Raw genomic sequence first — 19,880 nt, 5'->3', positions numbered from 1 at the left:
TAATTCTGCTACCTGACGCTCCCGAATGGGGGTTTCGGAGGTCACGAACCGGTGAACTCTGAAGACTTTTGCCGAGCGCACGGCTGATCTCAGACCAGGCCGGACTCGCGCGCGACGATCGCCGCCTGGACCCGGGATTTCACGTCCAGCTTCGCCAGGACGCGGGATACGTGGGTCTTCGTGGTGGCCTCGGAGATCACCAGCCGGTCGGCGATGTCGGCGTTGGACAGGCCCTGTCCGAGCGCGGTGAGCACGTCGATCTCTCGCGGGGTGAGATCCGGTGGGAGACCGGTTCCGGGTCGGTTCTCGTGCCGTTCCGGCCCGGAGGCCAAGGCGGTCAGCACCCGTCTGGTCACCTCGGGCGCCACCACGCCGTCGCCAGCGGCGACGTGCCTGACCGCATCGACCAGTGCGTCGGCCTCCGCCGACTTGAGCAGGAAACCGGCCGCGCCGGCGCGCAGGGCACCGAAGACGTACTCGTCGAGGTCGAAGGTCGTGAGCACGAGTACGTCGGCGAGCCCCTCCGCCACCACCTGGCGGGTCGCGGTGACCCCGTCGGTGCCGGGCATGCGTACGTCCATCAGCACGACGTCGGGGCGCAGGGCTCGGGCGTTGGCGACCGCCGCGGCTCCGTCGGCGGCCTCCCCCACCACCTCGATGTCACCCGCGGTCGCGAGCAGCATGCGCAGCCCCGCCCGGATGGCGGCGTGGTCGTCGGCGAGCAGGACGCGGATCATGTGGTCTCTCCTGTCTCCGGACCGGCCGTGGAGATGGCGGGGGTCGGCATCGGAAGGATCGCGCGGACTCGCCAGCCGGTGCCGTCGGGGCCGGCCTCGAAGGTGCCGCCGAGGGCCTCTGCTCGTTCGCGCATCGAGACGAGGCCGGTGCCGGTGCCGGTGCTCGTCTCTCCTCGGCTCTCCTGGCTGCCTTCGTCGCTCACCTCGACCTCGAGGTCGTCGCCGTGCCTCAGGCGCAGGAGGGTCCGGCCACCGCCGTGCTTGAGCACGTTGGTCAGCGACTCGCGCACGATCCGGTAGACGGCGTGGTCGACCGCGACGGGCAGCGCGTGGTCGGTGCCGTCGATCAGACCGCCGGGGTCCTCGACGCGCAGCGTGAGTCCCGCCAGTCGCGCCTGCTCGAGGACCGGGCCGAGGTTGGCGGTGCGCGAGGCGGCGGTGAGGTCCTCGTCGGGCTGGTCCGGATCGCCGTCGGAGCGCAGGACGCGGATCATCGCGCGCATGTCGTCGAGGGATGCCAGGCTCTCGGCGCGTACGGACCGCAGCGCCGCGCGGTCGCGTTCGGGGTCGGGCTCGCCGGCGAGCGCTGCGCTGGAGGTGAGCGCGATCGCGGACAGGTGGGAGGCGACCACGTCGTGCAGGTCGCGGGCGACGGCGGAGCGCTCCGCTCTGACCGCGTCGTGCTGTTGTGCGTCCGCGAGACGCAAAAGTGCCGCGCTGCGCTCGCGCTCGAGCCGGGCCCGGTCGTCAGCGGCGTCGGCGAGCTCGCTGCCCTGGCGTACGTTGCTGCCCCACCACATCGGGGTGACGACGATCGCGAAGAGGGTGAGCGCCAGGGTCGCGGGGGTGCGCGGGTCGGTGGTGGCCGCCGCCGAGGCGATGACCGCGGCCGCGATGGCCAGCACGACCCCGACGGCAGTGATGCGGCGCGTGACGGGCGACCCGTGCAGCTGGGTGGCGAAGAGCGCGTCCCAGAGCACGATGATCATCGCGACGCTGCCGCCGAGCACCAGGTCCACGCAGAGGCAGACGGCGGCGACGCCCATGACCAGGAGCGGCATCCGGCGTTTGAGCACGAGCGCGCCACAGGCGAGCGCCAGCAGGACCAGGTGGGTCCAGGCCGGGAGGCTGTCGGCATCAACGCCGAAGGGGTGGAGGCCGCGTGCGGTGTCGACCTGACCCAGCGCGAAGAGGGCGAGGCCGGCGACGAGGAGGATCGTGGAGTCGAGCCACGCCAGGCGGCGGTCCGCTGCCCGCAGGCTCGTGCCGCCCCCGAGCAGCGCTGCGGGCAGCTGCTGCAGCAGGGTCGGCCGGTCCACGACACCATCTCAGCACGTACGCAGCCTGGGCGGAGTCATCCGAAGGATGTATCCGCGCTCCGGAGGATCACCGGTTCGACCGACGCGCGGCGGGCGCGCCGCGCGTGAGGCTCGGGGCATGGACCTCGACCTCGGCCCGCTGACCGGCGACCTCGGCGGCTCGGCCACGTACCTCGCCCTGGGTGTGCTCGCCCTGATCGACTCGACCAGCTTCGGCACCCTGCTGATCCCGGTGTGGCTGCTGATGGCGCCAGGCAGGGTGCGGGCGGGGCGGATCCTCGTCTACCTGGGTGCGATCGCGCTCTTCTACGCGCTTCTCGGCATCGCGATCCTGCTGGGCGGCTCGGCCGTGGCGGACATGCTCACCGGGCTGCGGGACTCGCGGCCGTTCCTGTGGGGACAGCTGTTCGTGGGGGTCGGGCTGTTCGTGTGGAGCTTCAAGCTGGACCCACCCAGATCGGTGAAGGAGCGGACGGGAGCGAAGCCGGAGCCGTCGCGGCGGCTGCTTCGCTGGCGGGAGCGGGCCGTCGCCTCGGAGTCGGGTTCTGTGGCCGCGCTCGCGGGGCTCGCCGTGGTCGCCGGTCTGGTCGAGGCCGCCTCGATGCTGCCCTACCTCGCCGCGCTCGGCGTGATCGGCACTGCGGGCCCGGGCTGGCCGATGTCGGGGCTGTGGGTCGTGGCCTACTGCGGCGTGATGGTGCTTCCCGCGCTGCTGCTCACCGCCGGCCGGGTCTTCGCCGCTCCACTGGTGGAGCGGCCGCTCGCCCGTCTCGACGCCTGGCTGATCAAGAACGCCGGGAGCGCGACCGCGTGGGCGGTCGGGATCGTGGGGTTCCTGCTGGCCCGGGCAGCCCTCGGGCCGCTCTTCGGGTGAGCGGTCACTCCCAGGCGCAGTAGCCCGGCAGGAAGTCGTAGAGCGCCGTCTTCTGTCCCTTGTCGAGGCGGAGGAAGTACGCCGCCTGCTCGGGCAGGCCGGGGCCACCGACATGGACGCGGAAGAGGCTGCCGACCTTGTCGTCGGCGAGGGCGTGCGGATCGCACCGGGCGGGCACGACCCGCATCTCCAGCGTGGCCGCCTCGCCGGTCATCGGTCTCGGGGTGAAACGTGGGAACGTCGGTGCGCCCGGGGCCATCTGGAAGAGCACCGTCCCCTCCCAGCCGGCGAAGGTGACCTCCGGACGCTCGCCGGTGGGCGTGAACGTGACCGGCAGGACGAAGACGCTCTGCCTGCCCACGCCCTCGACCCGCGGCTCGCCGAACGTGATCTCGGCCGCCTCGCTCAGGGTGCGCTCGGCGCAGCCGCGGTCGAGGAGGCGGTCGATGTTGGCGTACCTGTCCTCGGCCTCGCCCGTGCTCGTCCGCCACTCGCCCTGCTCGCCGCTCGTGCGCCAGGTGATCGTCACCTCGGCGTCGCCACCCCCGCCGCACTTCCCGCGGGGCATCGCGAAGTCGAAGTCCGTCTCGCGGTCGACCGCCTCCTCCCCCGACCACGTGGCTTCGAACCGGTCGCTGCCGACCTCGACCTGCGAGACCTCGATCGGCGTGCCGGTGTCGTTGACGAGGCGTACGAAGGCGTCGCCGGTGTTGCGCTGCAGCCGGGTCTGGTCGAGGAGCGCCGTCAGTCCGTCGGGCCACGCCACCTCCTCGGGCTCGAACGCCCCGCACGCGCTCAGGCTCGCCCCGACCAGGAGCCCCACGACCACCGCAGTCATCCACCGCACGGCCCGCACGTTATCCCCGCCCCACCCCCGCGAGCAGTCGATTATCGACGCCGAATGGTCGAAAAATGAGCGCGAAGCGTCAGGTCTCGACGGCGAGGCGGCAGTTTTCGACGGCGAGTGGTCAATACTCGGCGCGGATCTCGCCGTCGAGAATCGCCGTTTCGACGTCGATTTCTGACGCCTCGACGTCGATTTTCGACCTCTCGGCGTCGATTTTCGCCTACTCGGCGGGGGTTATGAGTACGTGGAGGGTGCGGGGGCCGTGGACGCCTTCTACGCGGTCGAGCTCGATGTCGCTGGTGGCGGAGGGGCCGCTGATCCAGGTGAGGGGGTGGGTGGGGTCGAGGAGGGCGACGGCGTCGGGTACGTCGGGGACGATCTGGTCCTCGCGGACGATGCAGACGTGGGTGTCGGGGACGAGCGAGATGGCGCGGCGGCCCTGGTCGAGGCCGTGGTCGAGGACGATGGTGCCGGTCTCGGCGATCCCTACGCGGGCCGCGGTGACGACGGCGGCGATGCGGTCGAGGTCGGCGGCGGTGAGGGTGCCGTCGTCGACGACGGCACCGGGCACGTCGATCCCGAGGCCGGGCGGGACGACGACCGGACCCTCGGGGAGGGCCGCGGCGATGCGGTCGGCGAGCTCGGCCGCGGAGCAGCGTTCGACCACGGCGCGATAGTCGGCGACGCGCTCGGCGAAGAGGTCGACCACGGGTGCGTGCGACGGCGGGGTCTCGACAGGCTCGACCTCCGAGGCCCGCCCGGTCTCCGGGTGCGCCTCGGCGGACTCGACCGTCGAGCCTGCGAGGGCTTCGCGGACCCGGGCGAGGATCTCGGTGCGTGCGTCGGTCACAGGTCTCCCTTCCGCAGGTCCTCGTCGGGACCGGCTGGGTCGACGGCATCGTTGCCGGAGGCGTCCCGGCCGCCGTCGGTGCGCTCCCACCAGGCCCGGAAGCTCTCGGCCGGCGCCTCGGGCAGATCGCGGGCGCCGGTCCAGGCGGTGAGACCGAAGCGGCGCGCGAGCCCGACACCGAGACCGGTGAGGCGCTCGACGAGGGAGAGGCGGCGCGAGCGCCCCAGGACGTACGCAGCGCCCTTCATCGCCGCGGCCTCCGGCTTCGGCACGCTGCGCCACGAGACCGCCCGGTGAGCGTCGACCACCTGGGCGCGCTGGTCGACGAGGACGGAGGGGATGTCGATGCGTACCGGACAGACCTCGAAGCAGGCGCCGCACAAGGAAGACGCATAGGGCAGCGAGTCGATTTGGTCGTCATGACCGACCCCGCGAAGCAGCGGGTTGAGGATGGCGCCGATCGGGCCCGGGTAGACCGAGCCGTAGGCGTGGCCGCCGGTGCGCTCGTAGACCGGGCAGACGTTGAGGCAGGCCGAGCAGCGGATGCAGCGCAGCGCCTGCCGGCCGACCTCGTCGGCGAGCGCGCGGGTGCGGCCGTTGTCGAGGAGCACGACATGGACCTCCTGCGGACCGTCACCGGGGCTGATGCCGCTCCACATCGAGGTGTAGGGGTTCATCCGCTCGCCGGTCGACGACCTCGGCAGCAACCGGAGCATCGGGCCGAGGTCGTCCCACTGCGCGACGACCTTCTCGATGCCGACCACCGAGACGAGCACCTCCGGCAGCGTCAGGCACATCCGGCCGTTGCCCTCCGACTCGACCACCACGAGAGTGCCGGTCTCGGCGACGGCGAAGTTGGCGCCGGAGATGCCGACCTTGGCGCGCAGGAACTTCTCGCGCAGGTGCTCGCGCGCGGCGGCGGCCAGCACCGCCGGCTCGTCGGTCAGGTCAGCAGGCGCCGGGCGGCCCGCAGCGGCCATCTTGCGGAGGAAGATCTCCCGGATCTCGGCTCGGTTGCGGTGGATCGCCGGCACCAGGATGTGGCTCGGAAGGTCGTCGCCGAGCTGCACGATCAGCTCGGCGAGGTCGGTCTCCCAGGCGGCGATGCCCTCTTCGGCGAGCGCCTCGTTGAGCCCGATCTCCTGGGTGACCATGGACTTGACCTTCACGACCTCCTCGGCCGCGTGCTGCTTGGCGATCGTGGCGACGATCGCGTTGGCCTCGGCCGCGTCACGAGCCCAGTGGACCGTCGCGCCGTTGGCGGTGAGGGTCTCCTCGAGGCGTACGAGCTGGGCGTCGAGGTCGAGCAGCGCCCGCTCCTTGAGCGCGGCGCCGGCGAGCCGCAGCTCCTCCCAGTCGGGCACCTCCTCGACGACCTTCGCGCGCTTGGCGCGGATGGTGCCGGTCGCATGGGCGAGGTTGTGGCGCAGCTGGGAGTCGGCCAGCGCCTCGCGCGCCGCGGTCGGGAAGGCCGGCATGCCGACGAAGGTGGCGCTCATCGGGCCACCGCCCCCTCGGTCGAGGCCAGGATCTCGGCGAGATGGACGGTGCGTACGCCGGAACGCTGGCGCGAGAGCACGCCGCCGATGTGGGTCAGACAGGAGTTGTCGCCGGCGACCACCACCTCGGCACCGGTCTCGCGGATGTGGCGGGCCTTGTCGGCGCCCATCGCGACCGAGGTGTCGGCGTTCTTGACCGCGAAGGTGCCGCCGAAGCCGCAGCACTGGTCGGCGCCGGGGAGATCGACGAGACGGATCCCTCGAACGGCCTCCAGCAGCCGGCGCGGCCGATCGCCCACGCCGAGCATCCGCAGCGAGTGGCAGGTGGGGTGGTAGGTCACCCGGTGGGGGAAGTAGGCGCCCACATCGGTCACGCCGAGCACGTCGACGAGGAACTCGGAGAGCTCGTAGACCTTCGGCGCGATCTCGGCGACAGCCTCCTCCAAGGAGGTGTCGCCGGAGCGGCGGGCCACGATCGAGTGCTGGTGGCGCGCTGATCCCGCGCACGATCCGGAGGGCGTCACGACGGCGTCGTAGCCCGCGAACGCGTCCACGAACGTACGCACCAGCGGGACCGCCTCGTCCAGATAGCCCGTGTTGACCATGGGCTGCCCGCAGCACGTCTGCGCCTGGGGGAAGTCGACGTCCACCCCGAGCCGGCGCAGCAGCCGCACCACGGCCTGCCCCGTGCCCGGGTAGAGGGCGTCGTTGATGCAGGTGACCATCAGGGCGACTCTCATCCAGCAAGCCTCCTTCGTCGGGGGTGCCTCCATGCAACCATGCCGGCGGCGTCCCGTCTCGGCAGTCCCGGGAATCCCGTCGCGACGCCCCGCGTTCTCAGCCGCATGCACGCACTCTGGGTATGGGCACATCCGCACGCGTCATCCCTCAACGGGCGCCTGCGGGAGATCGGCACGACCGCACTCACGGAGGCCGGCTGGAGCGTCGACGAGCTCGATCTCTACCGGGAGGGTTTCGACCCGCTCCTGGTGGAGGTCGGCGGAGCGGACGTGCGCCGCGACCAGGAGCGGCTGCGGGCGGCCGACCTCCTCGTGATGCAGTTCCCGCTGTGGTGGTATTCGACGCCGGCCATCCTCAAGGGCTGGATCGACCGGGTCTTCGAGTCGGGCTTCGCCTTCGACGTACCCGACCCGGAGACCGGCAAGCCGCTCAAGTACGGCACGGGCGGTCTGGCGGGCAAGCGAGCGCTGACCGTGGTCACCGCCGGTGACCGGTCGGCGACGCTCGGGCCGCGCGGGATCAGCGGCGACATCGAGGACGTGCTGTGGCCGCTGCTGCACGGCACCTTCTGGTACACCGGGATGGACCCGCTGCGCCCGCACCTCGTCACCGAGGCCAACGACGTCAGCCCGGAGACGATGGCTCGCCTCGAGGCCGACCTGACCGGACGTCTCGAGAACGTGATGAGCGAGCAGCGGATCGGCTACCGGCACATGTGCGACGAGCACTACGACCACACGATCAAGCTGCACGACTCGGTCGCGCCGGGCGAGGTCGGGCTGAGCGCTCACCGGGAGGGCTGACCTCGGAAGACGGTCCCCGCGCGGCTGCCGGATTGATATCTTGAATCGCGGTCCCGATCGAGATCGCGCTCGTCCCAGCCGCTCGGACGGAGAAACCGTGAAGACCACCGGCATCCTCGCCCTGCTGGCCACGGTCATGACCCTCGCCACCGCGTGCGGCGGACTGAACGCGGAGAACGGGACGGCGTACGAGACGTGCGCCGACGCCACCTGCGAGGTGATCGTCGAGAAGGGCACGAAGATCGACCTCGACCCCGATCTGGGGTGGGAGGCGACGCCGGGTCAGGTGGTGGGCGGCTGGCAGCGGCTCACCGTCACCGACGTCGGCGACTCGGAGATCGCACTGACGCTCTCGGCGAAGGAGTCCGACAGCACGGGCGGGACGGCCACGATCCTCCCGGCCGACAGCAAGCCCTACTACCTCGACGGGATGAGCGCGAAGGTCCTCGACGCGGCCGACGGGAGGGCCGTCCTGTCACTCCGCTGGACCGGCCGCTGAGCAGCCGTGGCGGAGCGGCAGCCGCCGCTCCGCCACGACGCTGATGCATCGAACGCTCAGAGCTGCGAGTCGTAGACGCGTACGTAGTCCACGACCATGCTCTGCGGGAACTGGGTCGTGCCGTCGGGGTTGCCGGGCCAGTTGCCGCCGACCGCGACGTTGAGGATGAAGAAGAAGGGCTGGTCGAAGACCCACGGGTTGCCGCCGGTGTCGGCGGTGGTGAAGGTCTGGTAGGCCACGCCGTCCACGGACCAGGTGATCGAGCCGGGCTGCCAGTCGACGGCGAAGGTGTGGAAGGTGTCGGCGAAGGACCAGCCCTGGGGGTGCATGTACTGCCCGGTGATGCCGTTGCCACCGGAGTAGCCCGGACCGTGCAGGGTGCCGTGCACGATGTGGGGCTCGTAGCCGACGTTCTCCATGATGTCGATCTCGCCCGAGTCGGGCCACGGGGTGTTGGGGAACTGCGCGCCGAGCATCCAGAACGCCGGCCAGATGCCCTGGCCGCGCGGGATCTGGATCCGTGCCTCCAACCGGCCGAACTTCGGCTGGACCTTGCCCTTGGTGGTGAGCCGGGCCGAGGTGTAGCCGCTGCCGTCCTGCCGAGCGGTGATGACCAGGTTGCCGTTGCCGTCGAGCGCGGAGTTCTCGCGGGAGTCGGTATAGGTCTGCAGCTCGTTGTTGCCCCAGCCCCCGCCTCCGGTCTCGAAGTTCCAGTTGGCCGAGCTGGGCGCGCTGCCGGCCGGACCGTCGAACTCGTCGGACCAGCTCAGGGCGGCCGCCTCGACCTCTCCCCCGCCGGTCGCCTCGACATCGGGGCTCGGGACCGCGGCCGGGGCGGCCAGCGGCGCGAGCAGGACGAGGGCCAGAGCGGCCGTCGTCGTGAGTGTGGTGCGGATGGTGCGGATCCTCGAGCTTCGCATCGATCGCTCCTTCGCGAGCATGTGGGGTTAACTGTAAGGAGACCTTACAGTTATTTGCTTTGGAGCGGAACGGCCGACGGGCCGACGGGCCGGGCGACGGGCCGGGCGACGGGCCGGGCGACGGGCCGGGCGACGGCGAAGAGCCTCGCGGCTGAGCCGCGCGCCGAGCCGGCCACCGGCCCCGGCCGACGATGAGCGGCGAGCATCGGCTGTGACGAGACGTACGCCTGCAGGTGGTTGAAAGGTCTCCGGATCGGGTACTTCCTGGGCATGCCAGGACTCGCCCCCCACCCGTTGCCGACAGGCGGCCCCCAGCCGTCAGTCGGCGGCCTGCGTCGCGTCGACGCCGAGCTGGGCGACCGGGTCGAGCCGGGTGATCTCGCGGGTCTCCAGGTCGACCATCACCGCGGTGTCGGCGGGGACAGGCGTCCAGCCCGGCTGGCCGAGTCCGCTGGAGACGATCTCGAGGCCGTGCTCGGTCTCGCGGTAGTCCATCGCGAAGTACTCCGTCATGTGCCGCGGCGGGATGTCGCCCTCGTCGTCGAACATCTCGCGCAGCGCGCGCAGGGGCGAGTCGGCACGCGAGTTGATGTGGATGGCGAACATGTGGGTCGGGGTCAGCATCAGCGCGTTCAGGCTGCAGCGCGGGAACTTCTTGACCAGCGTGGCCAGCGCGTGGGTGACTCCCTCGGCCTCGTCGCCGTACTCCTCGACGCACTGATGGACGAAGTGGAAGTAGCGCTCGCTGTCGGTGTCCCCGCGCAGCCGCGCCTTCGACGCGGGCGTCAACAGCTCCTCGAGCTCGCCGATGGGATGGATGTGGCCGTTGTGCGCGAACGCCGCGTCGTCGGTCAGGAACGGGTGGGTGTTCTCCGGCCGCACCTCGAGGCCGCCGGTCGCCCAGCGCAGGTGCACGAAGCCCGCGTTCGAGAGCGGCTCCGCGACGAGCTTGCGGTAGTCGTCGTCGACGTCTGCCGAGTGCGGCGAGCTCGTGGTGCGCGTGCCCTCCGGCGTCTGCCAGGCCATCCCCCAACCGTCGGAGTGCACGGCGGTCAGCGAGGTGAAGGCCTCCAGCCCCTCCTCCCCCAGCAGGTCGGCAACGGCACACGGGGACTCAGTCACGTATCCGAACAGACGGCACATAGGTAGTGCGGCTCCTTCCAGCCGGTTTCGCGACCCGCGATCCCGGCCGGGGCCGAGTGGCCGAAACAGAGAAAGCAGGTGCGAAGGGTGAACAAACACTCCTCGATCAGTACCCAGACCGAGCTCCGGACAGTCGGTGTCGAGGAGGAGCTCCTCCTCGTCGACACCGAGACGGGTGTCCCTCGATCGGTGTCCAGCCAGGTGTTGCGGGTCGCCCGTCGTCGCGGCGACACCGAGTCCGCCGACGGCCAGCCCGGCGGGTCCGTGGGCCCGGAGCTCCAGCAGCAGCAGGTGGAGACCGACACACCTCCCGAAGAGCATCTCGGGATCTTGGAGGCCGAGCTCCGTCTGTGGCGGGAGAAGGCGCGGGTCGCCGCGGCCGAGGCGGGGGCGTTGATCCTGCCGAGCGGCACCACCCCGCTCCCCGCGGAGCCGCAGACCTTCGAGGACGAGCGCTACCGGGCGATCACCGAGCAGTTCGGGCTGACCGCCACCGAGCAGCTCACCTGCGGCTGCCACGTACACGTCTCGGTCGAGTCCGACGAGGAGGCGGTGGGTGCGCTCGACCGGATCCGCACCTGGTTGCCCGTCCTGCTCGCGGTGAGCGTCAACTCGCCCTTCTGGCACGGCTCGGAGTCGGGCTACGAGAGCTACCGCTCCCAGGCGATGGCACGGTGGCCCACGAACGGTCCGACCGAGGTCTTCGGCAGCATGAAGGCGTACGAGGACCATCTCCAGCTGCTCGTCGACACCGGCGTCCCGCTGGACGAAGGCATGGCGTACTTCGACGCGCGGCCCTCGCGCAGCTACCCGACCCTCGAGGTGCGGGTCGCCGACATCTGCCTCGACCCGTCCGACGCCGTGCTCGTCGCGGCGCTCTCGCGGGCGCTGGTCGACACCGGTGCCCGGGAGTGGGCGCAGGGTCAGACCCCCGACCCGGTGCCCGCGTCCGTGCTCCGGCTCGCGATGTGGCAGTCGGGCAAGCACGGGCTCACCGGTGACCTGCTCGACCCGGTCACCCACCGCCCGCGGCCGGCCCGCGAGGTCGTCGAGCGGCTGGTCGAGCACGTCGGTCCCTCGCTCGAGGCCAGCGGCGACATGAAGCGGGTACAGGCAGGCATCGAGCGGGTCTTCACGCAGGGCACCGGCGCTGCCGTCCAGCGCCGGATCCTCGCCGAGGAGGGCCGGCTCGACCGTGCCGTGGTCCGGTTGGCCCAGCTCGGCTGAGACTCGACCGGTCTCGTCCGGGGGCCGCACGTCGAAGGCTCCTTCGGGGTACCTGTTGGCATGATCAGATTCGGACACCTCGACATCGACTTCGACGATCGCGTGCTCCGGCCGCGTCCTTGGACGGCCCGGCAGTCCGAGTGGGCCGCCGAGCTGCTGGCAGACCTGCCTGACGGGCCGGTGCTCGAGCTCTGCTCGGGCGCCGGCCAGATCGGCCTGCTGACGGTCGCCCTCCAGGAGCGGCCGTTGGTCTGCGTCGACGCCAACCCAGTCGCCTGCGACTTCACCCGCGCCAACGCCGACCGCGCCGGGCTCGGCCATCTGGTCGAGGTACGCGAGGGGGACATGGAGCACGCGATGGACCCCGAGGAGGGCTTCAGTCTGGTGATCGCCGACCCGCCGTGGGTTCCCACGGCCCAGGTCGAGCGCTACCCCGAGGACCCGCGGCTGGCCATCGACGGCGGCGAGGACGGGATGCTGATCGCGAAGATGTGTCTGGCGACCATCGAACGCCACCTCTCCCCCGGCGGCGCGGCGGTGCTCCAGCTGGGCACGACAGCCCAGGCCCAGCGGGTCCTGGAGATGATCACGGGCAGCGACCTGTCGGTCCACGAGGTCCGTGACTGGCCCGGCGAGGGAGTGCTGGTTCACATCGCTCGCGCCGCCCAGCCGAGCATGGCCGAACCTGCCGATGGGTACCTCAGGGCATGAGGGAAAGGTTGGGCCGAGATGCTGCCTAAGTCGCGTGGCACCCTGAGTGCCGATGTGTTCACTGCGCTCCAGAGCGGCTCGACCGCACACCTGGGCACGGAGCCGGAGTCCGAGGAGGACGCCCAGATCGCGCTGTGGACTCTCTACGAGCTCCACTACCGCGGATTCGACGAGGTCGATCCCGAGCTCGAGTGGGACCCGGACCTGCTCCGCGTACGCCGGAGCCTGGAACGCACCTTCGAGGCCGACCTGCGCCGCCAGTGGGAGGAGAGCCCGCTGCACGCAGATCCCGATCTGGACCTGACGGGTCTGGTCGAGCGGCACGACGGGCCGTCCCTGGCCCGGTTCGTGCGACGCAAGGCGGATCGCGAGCAGGTGCTCGAGATCCTGAAGCACCGCTCGATCTACCACCTCAAGGAGGCCGACCCGACCAGCTGGGTCGTGCCGCGGCTGGAGACCCGCGTCAAGGCCGCGCTGATGGAGATCCAGTTCGACGAGTACGGCAACGGCGACCCGAACCGGCTCCATCACCACCTCTTCCGCCGTGGCATGGAGGCAGCCGGCCTCCGCACCGACCACGCCTGCTACATCGACGAGGTTCCGGTCGAGATCCTGGCGATGAACAACGCGGTCACGATGTTCGGCCTGCACCGCCGGCTCCGTGGGGCGGCGCTGGGCCACTTCGCTGCCTTCGAGTCGACCAGCTCGATCCCGTCGCGGATGCTCGCCCAGGGCCTGCGTCGGCTGGACTTCCCCGAGCAGATGGCGGCCTACTACGACGAGCACGTCGAGGCCGACGCCGTCCATGAGCAGGTCGCCGTCCGCGACGTGTGCGGCGCCTACCTCGAGGAGGAGCCGAACGACCGCGACCTGGTGCTCTTCGGCGCTTTCACCGGCATGGAGCTCGAGGCGCACTACGCCCGGCTGATGCTGGCCCAGTGGGGTGAGTCATGAGCGACTTCGATCGCCCCACCGTGGTGATGTGCCCCGCGGGACCGATGCTCCTGCGCGGCGACCACGAGGTCCAGGACGCCGACGGCACGGTGCACCGCACCAAGCGTCCGGTGAGCGCCGTGTGCATGTGCGGCAGCTCGGCGACCAAGCCGTGGTGCGACGGTACGCACAAACTGCTCGCCGCGCGGTCGCGCGAGAGCGACAAGAAGCCCGGCTGAGGAGCCATCCGTGGTGCGACTTCGTCGGGTCTCGGCGGAGGAGCCGGGGTGGACCCGGCGCCGAGCGGGCCGAGGCTTCGTCTATCTCGACGAATCGGGTGAGCGGCTGCCGGACGAGGCCGCAGAGCGGATCCGCGCGCTGGTCATCCCGCCCGCCTGGGAGGACGTCTGGATCTGCCCGCACGAGAACGGCCACCTGCAGGTGGTCGGCACCGACGCGGCGGGCCGGCGGCAGTACCTCTACCACCCGGAGTGGCGCGCGAAGCGGGACCAGGAGAAGTTCGCCCGGGTGATGGAGCTCGGGCGGGTCCTCCCCCGCGTACGCAAGCAGGCGGAGGAGCACCTGGCCTCGCCCGACCCGTGCGACACGTGGGCCTCGGCGCTCGCGCTCCGCCTGCTCGACCTGGGCTGCTTTCGCATCGGCAGCGATGCGTACGCCGACGACAACGGCGGCTTCGGCCTGACCACGCTCGAGCGTCGTCACGTCCGTCGGCGCGGCGACACCGTCGTCTTCGACTTCACCGGCAAGTCCGGCATCGAGCACACCATCGTCATCGACGACCCGGTCTCGGTGGAGGCGCTGGCCAAGATGCGGCGCCGGCGGGCGGGCTTCGAGGAGCTGCTCTCCTTCAAGCAGGGCCGCCGCTGGCAGCGGCTGACCGCCGCCATGGTCAACGAGTACATGCGGGAGCTGAGCGGTCTGGAGGTCTCTGCGAAGGACTTCCGCACCTGGCACGCGACCGTGCTCGCCGCGACCGCGCTGGCCGAGGACCCGGAGGCCGCGAAGCGCGCGACCCCAACCGCGAGGTCACGGCGCAAGCAGCAGGTCGCCGCAATCAAGGAGGTCGCCGAGTATCTGGGAAACACCCCGACGGTCGCGCGCAGCTCCTACATCGACCCGCGGGTGCTCGAGCTGCACGACGAGGGCCGCACCATCCGGCTGAGCAACGGCGTCGACAAGGACCCGCAGGCTCGCCAGGCAGCGGCAGAGAAGGCTGTGCTGCGGCTGCTGTCCGAGGACTGAGGCAGCCGGGGGTCAGCCCTCGATGCCAGTGGCATCGTGGGGCGACCCGACCGGCTTGCTCTCCGGCGAGCCACGCTGGCGGAGATAGATCGCGAGCACGGCCATCGACCCCACCGCGAGGAACTCCGACTGCCAGTTCTGCAGCGTGCGGGACCAGAAGTCGGAGTTCAGCAGATAGGAGCCCCACGAGATCGGGTCACGCAGCTGGCGGAGCCTGGTCTCGTTGAAGTCCGCCCAGCCGGCCACCGACTGCACGAGCCAGGACATCAGGAAGATGGCTCCCATGACGATGCCCAGCGAGCGGGAGTAGAGGGCGGTGCGAATGCCGCCGACCCGCGCCAGCCTGGGCGAGTCGTCCTGCGCGTACGCTCCGACCTTCTGCTCCTCGTCGGACTCCTTGCCGGCGTGCCCGAGCGGCTTGGACTCGGGTGAGCCGCGCTGCAGGAGCCAGACCGTGAAGATCACGTAGAGCAGGAACTGGAGATACTCGCTCTGCCAGTTCTCCGTCACGTCGACGGCGAAGCTGGCCGAGGTCAGGTAGCGACCGAACGAGATCTGGTGGAGGCCCTCGGCGAAGAGCTCGTCGTTCAGCAGATGCCAGCCGGCGAACGCCTGGCCGACGAGCGTCGCGAGGAAGAGACCCCCGAAGACGAGGCTGAGCGAGTTCTCCTCGAGGAATCGACGCACCGGTCCTCCTCAGCCGTGCCGCAGCGCGATGACGAGCGTGTAGAGCAGCCCGATCGCGATGACGGCCAGGTAGGTGACGTACATGAGTCGCATCTCAGCCTCCGTGCACGGAGCAGTCGTAGGGCTTCGGCGGCTGAGGCGTGCAGCCCGCTGCGAGCAGGTGCCAGCCGTCGGCGAACTCGGTCATGAAAAGCGTGTCGCCCCGGTAGCGCACCTCGGCGGTGGTGCCGAAGACATCCACCTGCTCGAGGGCGCCCGGGGCGGGCAGGTCCTCCTCCGCCAGCGCACTGGTGCACGGGCTCTTGGCGGCGGACTCGACCTCTCCGCGCGTCTCCGGAGCGAGCAGGTCACACGCCCGTGCCCAGTCCTTCGCGGAGACCGCGGCGTTGAAATCGGCGGCGCTCTCGCGCACCGCCTCGTCCTGTCCTGAGCCACATCCGGTGAGGATGAGCGGGAGGATGAGAGCCGGTGCCGAGAGCCACCACCTCATTGCGACCGCCTCAGCCGCTGACGGCCTGGGCCGCGCCGGACTCCGTAGAGGCGTCGTTGGTCTTCAGGTTGCCGCCCTGGTCCTCGAGGTGGGCGCGGACGAACCAGTGGAAGAGCTCGAGCTGGTCGGTCTGGCTGATCAGCATGTCCTGGGTCACCAGGTCGAGGTCGTCGACGGTCTTGATCGCCTCGCGGTAGGAGGTGATCACACCCTGGTAGGTGACGTCGAGCGCGGCGAGGTGCTCCTGGGTGGTGGCGCGACCGATGCTGTAGTCGTTCCACGTGCGCTCCTCGACGAGAGCGCCCGGGGTGCCTCGCGGCGCGCCACCGAGGGTGGCGATGCGCTCGGCGATGGCGTCCGCCATGGCACGTACCGCCTCGACCTGCGGGTCGATCATCTGGTGGACGGCGATGAAGTGCGGGCCGACGACGTTCCAATGAACGTGCTTGAGAGTCAGATGGAGGTCGTTCGCGGCGTGAAGGCGTGACTGCAGCAGGTCGATGATCGTCTGCGCATCACCTTCGTCGAGGCCGGGGACCGTGTAGTGCAGCTTGTTCTTAGCCATGTCCACTCGGTACCCGGCCGCTGCGCGATTCATGCTCTTCCTTCTGCGACGAATACCCTTGGCGCGTGCCTGCGCTGCTTCGTTCCCCGTCTCGCCTCTACAAGGTCGTCTCCGTCACCGAGGCGGTGACCTGGACCGGGCTGCTCATCGGGCTGTTCCTGAAGTACGTCACCGAGACCACCGAGCTCGCCGTGAGCGTCTTTGGGATGCTGCACGGGATCGTCTTCATCGCCTACTGCCTGACGACCGTGGCGATCGCCATCGACCAGCGCTGGTCCTTCGGCCGCCTGGTCGCCGGCCTCGCCTCGTCGATCCCGCCGCTGCTCACGCTGTGGTTCGACTGGTACGCCGAGCGCCGCGGCCTCCTCGCCTCGCAGTGGCGACTGGTCCAGGAGTCCCCCGTGCGCCCGCTCGAGCGTCCGCTCGCGTGGCTGGTGCGCAACCCGGTCCGCGGCCTGGCCACCGGCGTCGCCAGCGTGGCCGCGCTGACCGTGATCGCGCTCCTCGTCGGACCGCCGGTCGGCGGCTAGCAGGCCGGCAGCCGCCCCCACCAGCCGCCGCGATCGACGTCGTCGGAGTCGCTCGCCCGCTTCTCCTGCGCGTCCTCCTTCTCGTCCACGGCCGCCAGCGCGCTGGCGCAGTGCTTGGCGACCGAGGAGCGAGCGACGAGCCACCACTCGTCGATGCCACGTACCGTGTACATCACTCGTCGGCGTGCTCGTCGAGCACGTCCCGAAGGGCCTCTTTACCCTTGTCGCCGACCGGGATGTCCGCGTTGGCGGCCTGCTGCTTCATCTCCGCCCGGGTGCGGTCCTGGGGCATGTCGCCCAGGTGCTCCTGGCGGCTCTTCAAGAAGGCCTGGCCGAGCTCGGCACGTCGCGCGTCGTCGAGACCGCTGCGCATGCCGGGGAGGACGGTCTTCTCCTCCTCCTCGACGTGGTGGGTGACCGCGTCGACGACCTCCTTCAGTTTCTTCTCGTAGTCGTCACCGAAGGGGTCGCACTCGCTCAGCTCGGCGAGCAGGCGGTCGGCCAGCAGGTGCTCCTCCTGGCTGTGGGCGACATCCTCTGCCTCGCCCGCCTCGTCCCGCGCGGCCGGGTAGACCTCGGACTCCTCGGCGCGGCTGTGGGCCGCCAGCAGGGTCACCAGGACGGGGGTCAGTCCGGCCCTCACCTCCGGCTCGCGCTGGAGCTTCTCGAAAATACTCTCCACCTCGCGGTGGTCCTGCATGATGAGGTCGACCACGTCCTCAGACACGGCAGTTCTCCTCGCTGGTAGGGATCAGACCGCCCACCAGTACCCACGAGCCGGAAAATCATTCCCTCAGAGCTGCTCGGCGTCCTCGTCGACGATGTGCACGGCTGCTTCCTCGGCCGAGGCGCCGGCGCCGTCGATGCCCTCGTCGTGGCCCACGAGCGCCGCCTCGTCGTCCTCGAGCACGCCCTCGTCGGGGCTGGTGAGCCGACCGGCGCGGGCGTCGCCCACCTCGCCGGTCACCGGGCCGTCCAGGATGTCGGCGTCGGCCTCGGCCTCGGCCTCCTCCCAGACCTCGGGCTCCTCCTGAGCGTGGCGCTCGTCGATGGTCTCGCCCTCGATCTCCTCACGCGCCGTGACGCCCTTGGCGGTGACGCCTCGCGGCCGCTCGGGCGGCGAGTAGCCCTCGTCCAGGACGTCCTCCACGCCGCGGTCGTCGAGCGTGTCCTCTGGCTGCAGCTGGTCTTCACTCATGCTTGGGACACTAACCCCCGACCCGGCCGAACCCAATGCCCCACGGACGGACCACCCCTCACGTAACCTGACCGAGCGGGTCCGCGAAGCCGGCTCGACGACGCGATGAATCAGGGGGATCCTGGCCATGACTGCCGACGTTGCGTACGTCGTGTTCGGCGCCAGCCTCCTGCTGGCCATCATCCTCCCCGACCTGCTGAACCGCTGGGCGATCTCGGCACCGATGGTGCTGGTCGGCATCGGGATGCTGATCGGTCTGACCCCGCTCCCCGACGGCATGCCCCTGGACCCGCAGGAGAACCGGGCCGCGATCGAGCACGTCGCCGGACTGGTCGTGATCGTGGCTCTGATGGGCGTCGGCCTGGCCATCGACCGGCCGCTGTCGCTGCTCGACCCGAAGACCTGGCGACGCTGGTCGCCGACCTGGCGGCTGCTGGCCATCGGGATGCCGCTGTGCATCGCCGCGGTGGCGCTGTTCGGCTGGGTCGCCGGCCTGGCGCCGGCGGTGGCGATCCTCCTGGGTGCAGCGCTCGCGCCCACCGACCCGGTGCTCGCCTCCGACGTACAGGTCGCCGGTCCGCAGACGGACGACCACGAGGTCGACGAGAGCGACGAGCTCCGCTTCACGCTGACCTCGGAGGCGGGGCTCAACGACGGCCTCGCCTTCCCGTTCGTCTACCTGGCGATCATGATCGCCACCGAGGACGCGGTCTCCCACTGGGCGCTGGAGTGGGTCGGCTTCTATCTGATCGGCAAGGTCGTGATCGGCGTGCTGGCCGGGATCGTGGTCGGCAAGCTGCTCGCCTTCATCGCGTTCCGCTCCAGCAACCGCTCCCTGCGGGTGGCCGAACGCGGCGAGTCGCTGCTCGCGCTCGCGGCACTGATCGCGGCCTACGGGGTCGGCGAGATCGTCGGCGGCTACGGGTTCCTCTCGGTCTTCGTCTGCGCGCTGTCGTTCCGCTCGGCCGAGCGCTCCCACGACTACCACGCGGCCATGCACGAGGTGGCCGAGCGCCTCGAGCGGCTGCTCACCCTCTTCGTCCTGCTCATCCTCGGCATCGCGCTGACCCGGGGTCTGCTGGACGCGCTCGACTGGCGCGGCGTGGTCATCGGACTCGGGCTGATCCTGGTCGTCCGGCCGCTGGCCGGTGTCCTCGCGCTCACGTCGTGGCCGAGGCGTACGTCGGGCTCGACCGAGCTCACCCGGCCGCAGCGCTGGGCGGCCGCCTTCTTCGGCGTACGCGGCATCGGCTCCGTCTACTACCTCGCCTACGCCGGTGGCGAGTCCGAGCTCCTGGCCCAGGACTGGCTGTGGTCGACGGTCGCCTTCACGATCGTCGCTTCGGTGCTGATCCACGGGATCCTGGCGACCCCGGTCATGGCGCGCATCGACCCGGCCCGAGGGTGACTCCCCCCGGGCCGGGTCGTGGTGCGCTCAGCCCTCGGTCAGGCCGGGCCGCCCTCGCCGGTGTGCGAGGCGAGCAGGTCGTAGTCGACTTCCTCCTGCCGCGAGATCTGGTCGGTGACCTGCTCCTTCTGGTGCTCCGTGAGCGTCACCCCGGCCTCTTCCAGCGCCTTGTCGAGCTCGTCGCGGATGGTCCCGTCCGGGGCGGTCTCCTGCCAAGCGTTGACGCGTTCGACCACACCCATCAGGGCCTGGACGCGGGCTTCGTCCTGGTTCATCTCAGTCATGACTACGCGGTACCCGAGCAGCGGGACGACATACCGGCGGTGGTTCAGCCGGCGGGTGTGTGACCCAGGTCGACGACGCAGAAGAGGTTGCCCCTACCGGCGCCGAGCCGCTCATGTCGAGTGCAGCCTGCCGTCGCTGGCGCCGACGATCACGCCGTCGGCGACCGCCTGGGTGAGCGCTCGGTCGAAGCGATGGTCCTTCCAGAACCGTGCTCCGACGAGCGTGGCGAGCTGCTCGGGGCTCTGCGGCCCCTCTTCTTTCAGCGCCCGGACGAGCTGACCGACCTCTTCGGTGGTCTGCCGGTCCCGGTGGCCTTCGGTGGGTTTCGGCGGCGGCATGGGCATGACGGTT

General features: G+C 70.6%; 25 protein-coding genes and 1 pseudogene. 10 read left to right on the top strand and 16 right to left on the bottom strand.

Translation table 11 applies throughout. The annotated features are described in order from the left end of the window. Window positions 1-89: 89 nt before the first annotated feature. Together IEY81_RS11365 and IEY81_RS11360 are read right to left on the bottom strand one after the other, a co-directional pair. Window positions 90-737 (bottom strand): response regulator, encoded by a 648-nt coding sequence (locus tag IEY81_RS11365; RefSeq protein WP_189118587.1) that lies wholly within the window; start codon window positions 735-737, stop codon window positions 90-92. Continuing rightward, complete coding sequence (locus tag IEY81_RS11360; protein WP_189118586.1) at window positions 734-2,056, bottom strand: sensor histidine kinase; 1,323 nt, start codon at window positions 2,054-2,056, stop codon at window positions 734-736. The genes IEY81_RS11365 and IEY81_RS11360 overlap by 4 nt, the downstream gene beginning before the upstream one ends. Window positions 2,057-2,174: 118 nt before the next feature. On the opposite strand from IEY81_RS11360, the gene IEY81_RS11355 reads away from it, so the two are divergent. Beyond that, window positions 2,175-2,930, top strand: coding sequence for a GAP family protein (locus IEY81_RS11355; protein WP_189118585.1), 756 nt, complete (start codon window positions 2,175-2,177; stop codon window positions 2,928-2,930). 4 nt (window positions 2,931-2,934) lie between these two features. On the opposite strand, the gene IEY81_RS11350 is transcribed toward IEY81_RS11355, so the two are convergent. From IEY81_RS11350 to IEY81_RS11335, 4 genes and pseudogenes are all read right to left on the bottom strand, one after another. Then, window positions 2,935-3,777: a hypothetical protein gene (locus IEY81_RS11350; RefSeq protein WP_189118584.1), complete on the bottom strand. Its 843-nt coding sequence runs from the start codon at window positions 3,775-3,777 to the stop codon at window positions 2,935-2,937. A gap of 220 nt (window positions 3,778-3,997) precedes the next feature. Then, window positions 3,998-4,627 carry a LutC/YkgG family protein gene (locus tag IEY81_RS11345; protein WP_189118583.1) on the bottom strand — a complete coding sequence of 210 codons (630 nt, stop codon included), beginning with the start codon at window positions 4,625-4,627 and terminating at the stop codon, window positions 3,998-4,000. An 80-nt stretch (window positions 4,628-4,707) separates the two neighbouring features. Next, window positions 4,708-6,126: pseudogene (locus tag IEY81_RS11340) on the bottom strand (lactate utilization protein B); the annotation flags it as partial. Then, window positions 6,123-6,866, bottom strand: a complete 744-nt coding sequence (locus tag IEY81_RS11335) for a (Fe-S)-binding protein (RefSeq protein WP_189118581.1) — start codon at window positions 6,864-6,866, stop codon at window positions 6,123-6,125. The gene IEY81_RS11335 and the pseudogene IEY81_RS11340, both read right to left, overlap by 4 nt. A gap of 105 nt (window positions 6,867-6,971) precedes the next feature. Here IEY81_RS11335 and IEY81_RS11330 point away from each other — a divergent pair, with 105 nt between their 5' ends. Together IEY81_RS11330 and IEY81_RS11325 are read left to right on the top strand one after the other, a co-directional pair. After that, the gene (locus IEY81_RS11330) at window positions 6,972-7,670 is read left to right on the top strand and encodes an NAD(P)H-dependent oxidoreductase (RefSeq protein WP_189118580.1); all 699 of its coding nucleotides are present in this window, start codon (window positions 6,972-6,974) and stop codon (window positions 7,668-7,670) included. A 97-nt stretch (window positions 7,671-7,767) separates the two neighbouring features. Beyond that, on the top strand, window positions 7,768-8,169 hold the full coding sequence (locus IEY81_RS11325) for a hypothetical protein (RefSeq protein ID WP_189118579.1): 402 nt from the start codon (window positions 7,768-7,770) through the stop codon (window positions 8,167-8,169). Between the two features lie 56 nt (window positions 8,170-8,225). Here IEY81_RS11325 and IEY81_RS11320 read toward each other — a convergent pair whose 3' ends face one another. Next, a complete protein-coding gene (locus tag IEY81_RS11320) occupies window positions 8,226-9,089 on the bottom strand; it encodes a glycoside hydrolase family 16 protein (RefSeq protein ID WP_189118578.1) in 864 nt (287 codons plus the stop codon). 318 nt (window positions 9,090-9,407) lie between these two features. Beyond that, window positions 9,408-10,232, bottom strand: a complete 825-nt coding sequence (locus tag IEY81_RS11315; protein WP_268244496.1) for a class II glutamine amidotransferase — start codon at window positions 10,230-10,232, stop codon at window positions 9,408-9,410. 87 nt (window positions 10,233-10,319) lie between these two features. Here IEY81_RS11315 and IEY81_RS11310 point away from each other — a divergent pair, with 87 nt between their 5' ends. The 5 genes from IEY81_RS11310 to IEY81_RS11290 are packed head-to-tail and all read left to right on the top strand — an operon-like array spanning window position 10,320 to window position 14,366. Beyond that, window positions 10,320-11,459 (top strand): carboxylate-amine ligase, encoded by a 1,140-nt coding sequence (locus IEY81_RS11310; RefSeq protein ID WP_229787723.1) that lies wholly within the window; start codon window positions 10,320-10,322, stop codon window positions 11,457-11,459. Between the two features lie 60 nt (window positions 11,460-11,519). Further along, window positions 11,520-12,170, top strand: coding sequence for a methyltransferase (locus tag IEY81_RS11305; protein ID WP_189118576.1), 651 nt, complete (start codon window positions 11,520-11,522; stop codon window positions 12,168-12,170). A gap of 18 nt (window positions 12,171-12,188) precedes the next feature. After that, entirely contained in the window at window positions 12,189-13,124 is a 936-nt protein-coding gene (locus IEY81_RS11300) for an iron-containing redox enzyme family protein (RefSeq protein ID WP_189118575.1), read from the top strand. Continuing rightward, a complete protein-coding gene (locus tag IEY81_RS11295; protein WP_189118574.1) occupies window positions 13,121-13,342 on the top strand; it encodes a CDGSH iron-sulfur domain-containing protein in 222 nt (73 codons plus the stop codon). The genes IEY81_RS11300 and IEY81_RS11295 overlap by 4 nt, the downstream gene beginning before the upstream one ends. Window positions 13,343-13,352: 10 nt before the next feature. Continuing rightward, the gene (locus IEY81_RS11290) at window positions 13,353-14,366 is read left to right on the top strand and encodes a DNA topoisomerase IB (protein ID WP_189118573.1); all 1,014 of its coding nucleotides are present in this window, start codon (window positions 13,353-13,355) and stop codon (window positions 14,364-14,366) included. A 12-nt stretch (window positions 14,367-14,378) separates the two neighbouring features. On the opposite strand, the gene IEY81_RS11285 is transcribed toward IEY81_RS11290, so the two are convergent. The 3 genes from IEY81_RS11285 to IEY81_RS11275 all read right to left on the bottom strand — a co-directional run bounded on the left by IEY81_RS11285 (window position 14,379) and on the right by IEY81_RS11275 (window position 16,108). Further along, window positions 14,379-15,053 (bottom strand): DUF6766 family protein, encoded by a 675-nt coding sequence (locus IEY81_RS11285; protein ID WP_189118572.1) that lies wholly within the window; start codon window positions 15,051-15,053, stop codon window positions 14,379-14,381. Between the two features lie 94 nt (window positions 15,054-15,147). Continuing rightward, the gene (locus IEY81_RS11280) at window positions 15,148-15,543 is read right to left on the bottom strand and encodes a hypothetical protein (protein ID WP_189118571.1); all 396 of its coding nucleotides are present in this window, start codon (window positions 15,541-15,543) and stop codon (window positions 15,148-15,150) included. A gap of 10 nt (window positions 15,544-15,553) precedes the next feature. Next, entirely contained in the window at window positions 15,554-16,108 is a 555-nt protein-coding gene (locus IEY81_RS11275) for a Dps family protein (protein WP_189118570.1), read from the bottom strand. Window positions 16,109-16,173: 65 nt separating this feature from the next. Here IEY81_RS11275 and IEY81_RS11270 point away from each other — a divergent pair, with 65 nt between their 5' ends. Then, a complete protein-coding gene (locus IEY81_RS11270) occupies window positions 16,174-16,638 on the top strand; it encodes a DUF3817 domain-containing protein (RefSeq protein WP_229787721.1) in 465 nt (154 codons plus the stop codon). Here the strand turns inward: IEY81_RS11270 and IEY81_RS11265 are convergent. The 3 genes from IEY81_RS11265 to IEY81_RS11255 form a co-directional block, all read right to left on the bottom strand. Then, on the bottom strand, window positions 16,635-16,811 hold the full coding sequence (locus IEY81_RS11265; protein ID WP_189118569.1) for a hypothetical protein: 177 nt from the start codon (window positions 16,809-16,811) through the stop codon (window positions 16,635-16,637). The genes IEY81_RS11270 and IEY81_RS11265 overlap by 4 nt on opposite strands. Continuing rightward, on the bottom strand, window positions 16,811-17,365 hold the full coding sequence (locus tag IEY81_RS11260) for a hemerythrin domain-containing protein (RefSeq protein ID WP_189118568.1): 555 nt from the start codon (window positions 17,363-17,365) through the stop codon (window positions 16,811-16,813). Before IEY81_RS11260 ends, IEY81_RS11265 begins: the two co-directional genes overlap by 1 nt. Window positions 17,366-17,431: 66 nt before the next feature. Then, a complete protein-coding gene (locus IEY81_RS11255; RefSeq protein WP_189118567.1) occupies window positions 17,432-17,836 on the bottom strand; it encodes a DUF5709 domain-containing protein in 405 nt (134 codons plus the stop codon). Between the two features lie 127 nt (window positions 17,837-17,963). Between IEY81_RS11255 and IEY81_RS11250 the strand changes: the two genes are divergently transcribed. Further along, the gene (locus tag IEY81_RS11250) at window positions 17,964-19,244 is read left to right on the top strand and encodes a cation:proton antiporter (protein WP_189118566.1); all 1,281 of its coding nucleotides are present in this window, start codon (window positions 17,964-17,966) and stop codon (window positions 19,242-19,244) included. A gap of 38 nt (window positions 19,245-19,282) precedes the next feature. Here the strand turns inward: IEY81_RS11250 and IEY81_RS11245 are convergent, their stop codons facing one another. Continuing rightward, window positions 19,283-19,528 (bottom strand): hypothetical protein, encoded by a 246-nt coding sequence (locus IEY81_RS11245; protein ID WP_189118565.1) that lies wholly within the window; start codon window positions 19,526-19,528, stop codon window positions 19,283-19,285. 111 nt (window positions 19,529-19,639) lie between these two features. After that, entirely contained in the window at window positions 19,640-19,873 is a 234-nt protein-coding gene (locus IEY81_RS11240) for a hypothetical protein (RefSeq protein WP_189118564.1), read from the bottom strand. Between the last annotated feature and the right edge of the window lie 7 nt (window positions 19,874-19,880).

Origin of the sequence: Nocardioides luteus (genome assembly GCF_014648595.1) — a bacterium.
In the GTDB taxonomy this organism is placed as follows: Bacteria; Actinomycetota; Actinomycetes; order Propionibacteriales; family Nocardioidaceae; genus Nocardioides; species Nocardioides luteus.
Note: the sequence above shows the minus strand (reverse complement) of the source record. Positions and strands in the feature narration are given on the sequence as shown.

Coding starts and splice junctions, on each gene's coding strand:
- IEY81_RS11365 (WP_189118587.1), bottom strand. CDS start 737: ATGATCCGCGTCCTGCTCGCCGACGACCACGCCGCCATCCGGGCGGGG.
- IEY81_RS11355 (WP_189118585.1), top strand. CDS start 2,175: ATGGACCTCGACCTCGGCCCGCTGACCGGCGACCTCGGCGGCTCGGCC.
- IEY81_RS11335 (WP_189118581.1), bottom strand. CDS start 6,866: ATGAGAGTCGCCCTGATGGTCACCTGCATCAACGACGCCCTCTACCCG.
- IEY81_RS11330 (WP_189118580.1), top strand. CDS start 6,972: ATGCACGCACTCTGGGTATGGGCACATCCGCACGCGTCATCCCTCAAC.
- IEY81_RS11320 (WP_189118578.1), bottom strand. CDS start 9,089: ATGCGAAGCTCGAGGATCCGCACCATCCGCACCACACTCACGACGACG.
- IEY81_RS11315 (WP_268244496.1), bottom strand. CDS start 10,232: ATGTGCCGTCTGTTCGGATACGTGACTGAGTCCCCGTGTGCCGTTGCC.
- IEY81_RS11305 (WP_189118576.1), top strand. CDS start 11,520: ATGATCAGATTCGGACACCTCGACATCGACTTCGACGATCGCGTGCTC.
- IEY81_RS11300 (WP_189118575.1), top strand. CDS start 12,189: ATGCTGCCTAAGTCGCGTGGCACCCTGAGTGCCGATGTGTTCACTGCG.
- IEY81_RS11295 (WP_189118574.1), top strand. CDS start 13,121: ATGAGCGACTTCGATCGCCCCACCGTGGTGATGTGCCCCGCGGGACCG.
- IEY81_RS11280 (WP_189118571.1), bottom strand. CDS start 15,543: ATGAGGTGGTGGCTCTCGGCACCGGCTCTCATCCTCCCGCTCATCCTC.
- IEY81_RS11275 (WP_189118570.1), bottom strand. CDS start 16,108: ATGGCTAAGAACAAGCTGCACTACACGGTCCCCGGCCTCGACGAAGGT.
- IEY81_RS11265 (WP_189118569.1), bottom strand. CDS start 16,811: ATGTACACGGTACGTGGCATCGACGAGTGGTGGCTCGTCGCTCGCTCC.
- IEY81_RS11255 (WP_189118567.1), bottom strand. CDS start 17,836: ATGAGTGAAGACCAGCTGCAGCCAGAGGACACGCTCGACGACCGCGGC.
- IEY81_RS11250 (WP_189118566.1), top strand. CDS start 17,964: ATGACTGCCGACGTTGCGTACGTCGTGTTCGGCGCCAGCCTCCTGCTG.
- IEY81_RS11245 (WP_189118565.1), bottom strand. CDS start 19,528: ATGACTGAGATGAACCAGGACGAAGCCCGCGTCCAGGCCCTGATGGGT.
- IEY81_RS11240 (WP_189118564.1), bottom strand. CDS start 19,873: ATGCCCATGCCGCCGCCGAAACCCACCGAAGGCCACCGGGACCGGCAG.